Source organism: Undibacterium sp. GW821-FHT07F11 (genome assembly GCF_059418665.1).
In genome coordinates, this window is the sequence record NZ_JBWKQH010000008.1 from 396,328 (window position 1) to 406,446 (window position 10,119).

The 10,119-nt window shown below is 49.4% G+C and carries 7 protein-coding genes; 5 read left to right on the forward strand and 2 right to left on the reverse strand.

Going from position 1 to position 10,119, the window contains the following annotated elements; all coding sequences use genetic code 11:
* Positions 1 to 17: 17 nt before the first annotated feature.
* The 4 genes from AC07OI_RS21330 (at position 18) to AC07OI_RS21345 (ending at position 3,818) form a co-directional block, all read left to right on the forward strand.
* The gene (locus AC07OI_RS21330; RefSeq protein WP_495258633.1) at positions 18 to 1,298 is read left to right on the forward strand and encodes an NAD(P)/FAD-dependent oxidoreductase; all 1,281 of its coding nucleotides are present in this window, start codon (positions 18 to 20) and stop codon (positions 1,296 to 1,298) included.
* Positions 1,299 to 1,341: 43 nt separating this feature from the next.
* Positions 1,342 to 2,298: a transcriptional regulator FtrA gene (ftrA, locus tag AC07OI_RS21335; protein WP_495258634.1), complete on the forward strand. Its 957-nt coding sequence runs from the start codon at positions 1,342 to 1,344 to the stop codon at positions 2,296 to 2,298.
* 159 nt (positions 2,299 to 2,457) lie between these two features.
* Positions 2,458 to 2,760, forward strand: a complete 303-nt coding sequence (locus AC07OI_RS21340) for a hypothetical protein (protein ID WP_495258635.1) — start codon at positions 2,458 to 2,460, stop codon at positions 2,758 to 2,760.
* The gene (locus AC07OI_RS21345) at positions 2,757 to 3,818 is read left to right on the forward strand and encodes a zeta toxin family protein (protein ID WP_495258636.1); all 1,062 of its coding nucleotides are present in this window, start codon (positions 2,757 to 2,759) and stop codon (positions 3,816 to 3,818) included. Before AC07OI_RS21340 ends, AC07OI_RS21345 begins: the two co-directional genes overlap by 4 nt.
* A gap of 92 nt (positions 3,819 to 3,910) precedes the next feature.
* On the opposite strand, the gene AC07OI_RS21350 is transcribed toward AC07OI_RS21345, so the two are convergent.
* Together AC07OI_RS21350 and AC07OI_RS21355 are read right to left on the reverse strand one after the other, a co-directional pair.
* Positions 3,911 to 5,545 (reverse strand): alpha-amylase family glycosyl hydrolase, encoded by a 1,635-nt coding sequence (locus tag AC07OI_RS21350; RefSeq protein ID WP_495258637.1) that lies wholly within the window; start codon positions 5,543 to 5,545, stop codon positions 3,911 to 3,913.
* 63 nt (positions 5,546 to 5,608) lie between these two features.
* Entirely contained in the window at positions 5,609 to 6,631 is a 1,023-nt protein-coding gene (locus AC07OI_RS21355; RefSeq protein WP_495258638.1) for a glucokinase, read from the reverse strand.
* A gap of 338 nt (positions 6,632 to 6,969) precedes the next feature.
* On the opposite strand from AC07OI_RS21355, the gene AC07OI_RS21360 reads away from it, so the two are divergent.
* Positions 6,970 to 9,696, forward strand: a complete 2,727-nt coding sequence (locus AC07OI_RS21360; protein WP_495258639.1) for an alpha-1,6-glucosidase domain-containing protein — start codon at positions 6,970 to 6,972, stop codon at positions 9,694 to 9,696.
* Positions 9,697 to 10,119: the final 423 nt, after the last annotated feature.

Consider the following 10,119-nt stretch of genomic DNA (forward strand, 5'->3'; position numbering starts at 1 on the left):
GTTTAAGATACGAGCCTATGATTCCCCAAGAAAATCTGAGACAAACCTTTTATCAGGCCAGTGCTGCATCTGTTCACTATCCACGTCTGCAAGAAAACCTGGACTGTGAAGTCTGTATCATCGGTGGGGGTTTTGCCGGTTTGTCGACAGCGTTGGGGTTGATGGAACGTGGTGTCAGCAATATCGTTTTACTGGAAGCTGAAGAGATTGGGCATGGGGCATCCGGCCGCAATGGCGGATTTGTGTTTGGCGGCTTCAGTCTAGACAATGCAGAGCTGATCAAACAAATAGGCCGCGAACCTGCACGAAATCTATACCAGCTGACGCTGGATGCAGTGGCCCTGATACGGCAACGCGTCGCGAAATATCAAATGGATTGTGACATCAATGAAAGTGGTGTCTTGCTGGCCAACTGGTTTGACGATGAGCGAAAACTCCAGCAGCAAAGAGAATTCATGCTGTGTGAATTTGACGTGGAATGGGAACCATGGTCACGTGAACAAACCCGTGCAACCTTGCACACCGACAGGTATTTTGGCGCTTTGCATGAAAAAAATGCCTTTCATTTTCACCCTTTGAAGTATGCCCGTGCTTTAGCCGAGGCATTGAGTTCTAAAAGCGTACGCGTGTTTGAACAAAGCCGGGTAAGCGCCATTGAAACCGACAGCAAGGAAAAATTAGTACGCACAGCAAATGGCACCGTGAGGGCAAAGCATGTAGTCGTGTGTTGTGGCGGCTATATTGAAAAACTTTATCCCAAACTGGCACGCTCGGTATTGCCGATCGCGACCTACGTCATGGCGACAGAAAAACTTGGCGATAAACTGCCAACAGCCATGCAAACCGCAGCTGCCGTCTATGACACCCGCTTCGCCTTCGATTATTACCGCCCATTGGCAGATAGCCGCCTTCTCTGGGGAGGACGTATTTCCATACGCGAAAAGCAGCCTGCTGAAGTTGCCGCATTATTGTACAAGGACATGCTCAAAGTGTACCCGCAATTGGCGGGAACAAAAGTGGAATATGCCTGGAGTGGCCTGATGAGCTACGCCCAGCACAAGATGCCGCAAATTGGACGTCTGCCAAATGGAGTGTGGTATGCCATGGGGTTTGGCGGCCACGGTGTGGCACCGACCACCCTGGCTGGGGAAGTAGTGGCCCAGGCGATTGCCACTAATCAGGCCTTACCCGATGGCCTGGATCATTACGGTTTGCCACCCAGCTTTGGGGGCCTGGGTTTGATGGCAGCACAATGTGCGTACTGGTATTACGAATTACGTGACTGGCTACGTGAATGAATTTTCCTCTGTCGTGATGTGCAAGGTATTGTAAGATTAAGCCATGAAACCGCATCTTGTCGTCGCCCTTGCCTATGATCAATTGTGCACCTTTGAATTTGGCTGCACCGTCGAATTGTTCGCCCTGAACCGCCCCGAACTTGGCGTGGATTGGTATGACTTTGCCGTTTGTGCCGCCGAACCTGGCAAATTGCGGGCAGCAGGCGGTATCACGGTAGAGGTGCCGCATGACTTGAACATGCTGGATCAGGCGGACACTATCATCATCCCCGGCTGGCGTGATGCTGATGAAGTACCACCAGCGGCATTACTGGACAAAGTCCGGCTGGCTTATGCACGCGGCGCACGCATCTGCACTATCTGCTCTGGCGTGTTCATCCTGGCTGCAGCAGGCATACTTGATGGCAAAACCGTCACTACCCACTGGCGCTATGCTGAAAAACTGCTCAAGCGCTATCCACAAATTCAGGTTCAAGCCAACGCCTTGTATGTGGATCAGGAGCAAATCATGACTTCTGCAGGTTCAGCTGCCGGGTTGGATATGCTGCTGCATCTGGTGCGCAAAGATTATGGTGCCAAGGTCGCCAATCTGGTGGCGCAGCGTCTGGTAGTACCGCCGCATCGAGAAGGTGGGCAAGCGCAATTTGTACCGCGCCCCATGCCCAGTGATGAGCATGCGCGTCTGGCAAAATTGATGGACTGGGTCAGATCCAACCCTGCCCTGCCACACAATCTGGCGTCGATGGCAGAAAAAGCCACCATGAGTATCCGCACTCTGCAACGTCATTTCAAGGACAGCACAGGTATGGCACCGGGTGAATGGCTGATACGTGAGCGCGTCGCCATCGCCAAGGAATTGCTGGAGTCACCAGCAAGCAGCTTGTCACAGATAGCTGAGCTGGCAGGCTTTGGCTCAGAAGAATCCTTGCGCCGCCACTTCCGCCGCATCGTCGCTAACAGCCCTGGCAATTATCGCAAGCAATTCTCAAATAATGTGTAAACGACATCCCTTCACAGCCTGGCCTGAGTATTCACACTAGGCTGATATGGCTGAACGTCTGTCATATGTAGAAACAATTCAGTCTCGGAAAATTATTATCGCAATAGCAAATCGTCGTAAAATTAAATTAATTTTTGAACAAATTTTTGAAGGATATCCATGAGCAATTTCGATGAGGCAATTCACAGGAAAGAACAAAAAGCTGAACTGGCAGGGGACATCGTCGGCAGCCTGATCGCGATCCGTTCTGCCTGGATGCACGACGAAGATATCAAGGATAGTCCTGACGAGGCAAGGCTGGCCGTCCTGCACAAGGAACAAATGGCGCTGGAACTGAAGCGCAACACGTTTTACACATTGGAATTGGAAGAACTGGATCAACTGATACAGACATACACGCTGCAACTCAAAACTGAAGATGCTGAGCGCGATACGTATCTGGCGTCGAAAGATGGAAAATGAGCGACGAAGGAAAACTATCTTCAGAGATTCATGAAAAAATCTTCAAGCAAAGAATTGAAGCAAAAATGCTCGCCAGCACACGCGCACTTGAATCTGGAGAGCAGCCAGTTGCTATTTTTCTGGGCGGACAGCCTGGCTCAGGCAAAGGGGGCCTCGCAAGAAAAACGATGGAAGAATTATCGACTGAAAAAACAGTGCATATAGATGTCGACAATTTGCGTGAAAACCATCCATCCTATCGTTCATGGCAACGCAATCCTGCAACCGAAAAAATCGCTGCAGATCTTTCTCATGCAGATGCCAGCGCATGGGGTAAGTCGCTGTTTTCTTCCGCCATCGTCAATCGGCGCAATATCATGATTGATGGCACGCTGGGCAATCCTCAAAGTACTGAAAAACAAATCAATATGCTCAAAGACGCTGGATATGAAGTGGTAGTCCGTGCTCTGGCAGTACAGCCAGAAGTGAGCCATCTTGGTGTACTGAAGCGCTTTGAAGAAGGTGTGCAACAGGGTGCGCCACGCTGGGTCCCTCGTGAAGTAGAAGCCTCGGCCTACGAGGGCTTACCCAAAACCTTGCAACTGGTGGAAAGCAAGCAAACTGACACATCAATACAGGTACAAGTTTTTGACCGCAATAAAAGTAAACTTTATGATAATCGCCAAACATCAATCGTCTCACAAACCACGGCAGAACAAGCCCTAAAAACTGAACGGCAGCGTCCACTGAATGCCAGCGAGCAGCAATCTTATTCCAAAGACTGGGACATGGTCATTACATCCATGGCACAACGTCAAGCACCTGCGCAAGAAATAAAGGAAGCAACAAAGCTGGCCGAACAGATGTGCCCTGATAAAAAATTATCAGTTGCAGGAACAGTATCAATTGAAAGCAAAACAGCGAATCCGGATTTGGCACAGAAAAGCACAAAGCATGAAACTGCTGATACTCTCGATTCATTAAGCATGCCAGCGACACCTTCAAGCAAGCTGCTTGGAAAAATAGCCGAACCACCTTCGCCTGCGGCCAATGAATCCAGCAATCTTAAAGTGAAATAGCCTGACTTAAAAAATCAAGTTTTATCTTGAAGAGAAATAAAAAAAGGGCTGCACGAACATCGTGCAGCCCTGTCAAGCGCTCTGCATTACATTTACTTGATCACTTCCCCAAACCAGGCACCATAGGCTGGCAGCTCCACAATCCCACCATTGACCTGTCCCGGCAAGCCAGCATCCTTCAATTGCGTAGCATCCACTGTCGCAGGCCAGCTAAAACTGACGGGTTCATTTCCGAGATTGAATGCTGCCAGCAAACTATTGCGACCAGCCAGATCACGGCGTATCGCCAATACAGGTTCGGGGGCATCAAAGAAACTGATTTCTCCCCTGCTAAGTTGTGGATATTTCTTGCGCCAGGCCAGGATGTGGCGAGCATAATTCAATACAGATTGACCGTCGTGATCTTGTGTAGAAACCGCGTTGGCTGCATGTTGAGCTGGAACTGGCAACCATGGCTTGCCCGAGCTGAAACCGGCATTTAACTGATCTGCCTGCCATGGCATAGGCGTGCGACAGCCATCGCGGCCCTTGAATTCTGGCCAGAAAGTAATGCCATAGGGATCCTGTATATCTTCATAGGCAATGTCGGCTTCTGTCAGTGCCAGTTCATCACCCTGATACAGACAAGGTGTACCCTTCAAGGCCATCTGCATGACCAGCAGCATCTTGGCAAATTGAGGTGTCGCCTCTGCGCCACCCCAGCGTGTCATGACACGCACCGAGTCATGGTTACCAACCGACCAGGAGACCCAGCCGCCTTTGACTCGCGCTTCATATTCCTCGACTTGTTGACGTATATAGGCAGCAGAATACGTCGCCGTCAGTAAATTGAAGCTATAGGCCATCTGCAGTTTATTGCCATCCGCCGTGTAGTCTGCCATGACAGCCAGGGAATCATCGGCCCCGACTTCACCGATGGCGATCGCGTCAAATTCATTCAAGAGGCTGCGGATTTTTTCCAGGAAGACCAGATTTTCCGGCTGGGTCTTGTCGTGGACGTGTGCCTGCATGCCGTAGGGATTATTGTCCTGTACTGTTTTGTTATCACGCACCTGACTGGGTGGATTGTCACGCAAAGCCTGATCATGGAAATGAAAATTGCAGGCATCAAGACGAAAACCATCAACACCACGCTGCAACCAGAAACGCATATTGTCCAGATGCGCCTGCTGCACTTCAGGATTGTGGAAATTCAGGTCAGGCTGGCTGACCAGGAAATTATGCATATAGTATTGACGGCGGCGTGCATCCCATTGCCAGGCAGAGCCGCCAAATACCGATAACCAGTTATTGGGGGGCGAACCATCTGCCTTGGGATTGGCCCAGACATACCAGTCGGCCTTGGGATTATCGCGGCTCTTGCGACTTTCAATAAACCATGGATGCTGCTCCGAGCAGTGCGACAAGACCTGGTCTATCATGATCTTCAAACCCAGTTCATGCGCACGTTTTAATAAGTCATCAACATCAGCCAGCGTACCAAAGATGGGATCGACATCGCAATAATCTGCCACGTCATAACCAAAGTCTTTCATCGGCGATGTAAAGAAAGGCGAAATCCAGACGATGTCGACACCCAGGCTGGCGATGTAATCAAGTTTCGCAGTAATGCCGGGCAAATCACCTATGCCATCGCCATTGCTGTCTGAAAAACTGCGCGGATAAACCTGGTAAATAACAGCATCACGCCACCAGTCACTTGTTTGCACTTCCAAAAAATTATTCATGGATTTGTATTTTCGTTTTGACTGCAAAATCAAGACCTCTGCGCTGCAAGGTCTTTTCAAATTTCAGGCGACACTATCTGACAAGGACAAACGTTCATTCAATATCGCAGACACACCCAAAAATGCAGGATACTCTGCCGTGATCAGGTAAGTCGGTATTTGTGCCAGATAATCGGCAAAGCGGCCTTTCGCTTCAAAGCGTTTGCGAAAAGCAGATTGTGCAAAAAAATCACCCAGGCGCGGCACGATGCCACCACCTATATATACACCACCTGTGGCACCAAGAGTCACAGCCAGATTACCGGCAATCGTGCCCAGCATGGCACAAAAGTATTCCACAGTACGGGTACAGATAGCGCAACTGCCATCGAGTGCACGGCGGGTGATATCGGCGGCATTCATTTCTGCAGCATCTGCATGCTCGTCCATTTGCGCCAGGATACGGTACATCAGTTCCAGCCCCATGCCGGAAATCAATCGTTCAGCAGACGCATGCGGATATTCTTTCCAGACCTGGCGCAGGATTTGAATCTCGATTTCATTACTGGGAGAAAAACTCACATGTCCACCTTCACTGGATAAAGGCACCCAGTGCGCACCAGATGGGATGATGCCAGATACGCCCAGGCCAGTGCCTGGGCCTATCAAACCTATGGCACGGTTGGGCTGCGACTGACCACCGCCAATTTGTACACGCTCGTGTGCAGCCAGATGTGGCAATGCCATCGCCAATGCAGTGAAATCATTGACGACCACCAGATTATCAAACCCGGCAGCCTGCCGCAAAGCTTCTATGGAAAAAGTCCAATGATGATTGGTCATGCGCACTACATCGCCATCCACAGGATTAGCTATCGCTATCGCAGCATTTTTTACTGCCGACTGACATACGGCCAGCACTTCAGGGCTGGATAAGTAGGCCGCAATGGCAGATTGCAAGTCGGGGTAGGCATTACATGGCAATACGGCAATAGCGGTAAATTCGTGGCTACGCATTTCCAATGCGAAACGCGCATTGGTACCACCTATATCTGCCAACAAGCGAGGGATAACACCGTCTGTTTTTTTTGGATTATTGCTCAACATCTCACCATTCATATTTTTTGCGCCGGAGTCTGACTAATACAAGATAATAAGTCGCGGCCAGATTTTATGTAGCAATACTACATATATCAACAGCCCATGTCTAACAAATTTACGATTATTGAGTTAAAATTAAAAAAAATGTTGGCTTAAGCCACAATTAAACCGGTAAAACTGGCTGTAAACACGATTTTAATTATGTAGTCACACTACTTTTTGTGTCTGAAATTTTCTAAAATCAGAACTCGGCTACTTGTTTTACTCAGGAGACTGTTTTGTTTTTTGAGCAAGCTATTACACATACAAGAAGCTGCGCCAGCTTTTTGCTCTCGTGCAGCCTGATGGCTTATGCCACCCAGGCAAGTGCCGACAATGCCCCGGCCACGTCCATTACGGCATGCAATGGAGAACCATTCGAAACCACATTGATGCCTTCTGCAACGATGTCAAAAGAAGCGCGCGCCTATTGGCTCTCCAGCAAATTGATACGCTGGCCAGGCATGACACCGGGAAGCAAAACCAGGCTCTATACATCGAGAACCGGGCAACTCAAACTAGGTAAAGGCAGCAAGCCATTTGGCTTTGATGAGGCTTTTACACTGACCGAGACCGACAAAATTTTGGACACCACCATTGCAAAGCGCTTTGCCTACATCGGATCCGGCAAAGAATATGAACTTGCAAATATCGGACTGCAACAACTGCGATCATTGCAGCAAGCGCAAGTAGTGATCACTACAGAAGATAGCGAAGGCCAGGTTCTTGATTACACCAGCCTGCAAATCGCTGGCGCCCTGGACGATTTGTATAAAGGTGCCAGCAGTCTGAATGATTACGGCGCGAACATCAGCAAAGCAGCAATTACTAAAACAACTCAGACACAATTCAAGGTCTGGGCACCCACGGCACAACGAGTCTCGGTTTGCCTGTATCCGGATGGCAAGGCCAAAGCCACGGCCATACTGCCCACGCAATCAGATACCAATACCGGTGTCTGGCAGGCCAGCAATAAGGCTGATTTGTCGGGCAAGTACTACACTTACCTGGTTGATGTTTACATACCGGGCCAGGGCCTCGTGCGCAATCGTGTCACGGATCCCTACTCCATCAGTCTTACTACAGATTCAAAGCGCAGTTACATAGCTGATCTGTCCTCCGGCAAATTAAAACCAAGGGGCTGGGACGAGCAAAAACTGAGCGATAAAGTAAAAAATCAGACCGATATGCAAGTTTATGAATTGCATGTACGTGATTTCTCCATTAATGACGCCACGGTAAAACCTGCCTGGCGCGGTAAGTATCTGGCTTTTACCGAAGCACATTCAAATGGTATGCAGCATTTGCAGGCGCTGAGCACAGCCGGCATGACAGATATCCATTTACTGCCGGTCTTTGACTTTGCCACTGTGTCCGAAGCCCATTGCCAGACCCCCGCCATCAAGGGTAAAGCAGATGGTGAAGAGCAACAAAAACTGGCTACGCAGTATGCCGATAAGGATTGCTATAACTGGGGCTATGAACCTTATCACTACAATGCACCTGAAGGCAGTTATGCGACCGATGCCAGCGATGGCAGTAAGCGCATCATCGAATTCAGGAGAATGGTCATGGCCTTGCATAATGCAGGCCTGCGTGTGGGCATGGATGTGGTCTACAACCATACTGCGGGCGCTGGCCAAACCCGGTATTCGGTGCTGGACCGCATAGTCCCAGGCTATTACCAGCGCCTGAACCAGCTTGGGCAGATAGAACGCTCTACCTGCTGCGACAACACTGCCACAGAAAACACCATGATGGCCAAGCTCATGAGTGATTCCGTAAGCTTGTGGACACAGCATTACAAAATTGACTCTTTCCGCTTTGACCTGATGGGGCATCAACCCAGACAAGTCATGGAAGAGATGCAAGCCAGGCTGCGGCAAGAAACCGGACGCCAGATTCAATTCCTGGGTGAGGGATGGAATTTTGGTGAAATTGCCGATGGCAAACGCTTTGTTCAGGCATCACAACTGTCCCTGAACGGCAGCGGCATAGGCAGCTTCAGCGACCGCGCACGTGACGCCTTGCGTGGTGGCGGTCATGGTGATGCAGGCGATGGCGTAGTCAAAAATCAGGGCTATATCAATGGCCTGATCCACATGCCAAATGCCTTGGCAGACAAAGCCAGGCCACAACAGGATCTTTTGCGCGCAGCCGATATGACAAGGCTGGGCCTGGCAGGCTCAGTACGCAGCTTCAGCATGCAAACCTTTGACGGCAAGACCAGGCAATTACAGGAGATTGATTATGGTGGTCAGCCAGCAGGCTATGCCAGTCAGCCCGGCGAAGTCGTCAACTATGTAGAAAACCACGATAACCAGACCCTGTTCGATATCAATGCCTATCGCCTGCCCTTGAATACCAGCAGCGCGGACCGCGCCCGCATCCAGGCTTTGGCATTGGCAACAACCGCTTTCAGTCAGGGCGTGGCCTATTACCATGCTGGCGTAGATATCTTGCGCTCGAAATCCATGGACAGCAATAGCTTCAATTCTGGCGACTGGTTCAACCGGCTGGACTGGAGTTATGGCGACAATTATTTTGCCACTGGCTTACCGCCACAAAAAGACAATGCGCAATTTTACCCTTACATCAAGGCCGTGCTGAAGCAGGCAAATATTAAACCGACGCGCGAAGATATTGCCTACTGTCGTGATCAATTCCGTGATTTATTGCAGATCAGAGCCAGCTCCAGCCTGTTCAGATTATCCACTGCGTCCGATATCGCACAGCGCCTGCATTTCTATAATACGGGAGCAGCGCAAAATCCCGTGCTGATTGCGGCGCATCTCGATGGCAAGCAATTGGCAGGGGCGAATTTTGATTCAGTCATGTACTTCATCAATATCAGTCCACAGACGCAATCAATACAGATAGGCGAACAAAGTCAGCGCGGCTATCAATTGCATCCTACACATTTGCTTACACAAGCAGCAGATAAACGTGTTGCAGCAGAAGCGAAGTATGAGAATATCAGCGGTCGGTTTACGATTCCAGCCCTGAGTGCAGTAGTCTTTGTAGGACAATAGGAGGTTGCGAAGCTCTGTTTTGGAGCAAGACTTGAGCAGAGCAATATTGATTATGGTGCGCAATAGACATCATGTAGTGCAAAACTTTTCATATGGGTAATTTATTACTATACGAATGAGTCTTTAACATGGTTCAAATATTGCTTATTGCTTAGCTATTTTGTCGATGAAATACAAACTGGGTGCTCATGTTGAGACATAAATCAGGCACTGCAAATTGTCCAGGAAAGGGATTCATATGCTTGCTACAAAAAATATGAAAAGTTTTCAGTCAAGAAACGCAAATTTAACACCAACAGCGGTTATTATTACCGCCTTCATATTCTAAGATCGAGGAGACAGCCGGAATGGATTTTTCAAATCGCCAGCAAGAGCCGGGGAAGAAGTTTATAGGCTTAGGGCTGGTTATCGCATTTCACGTAC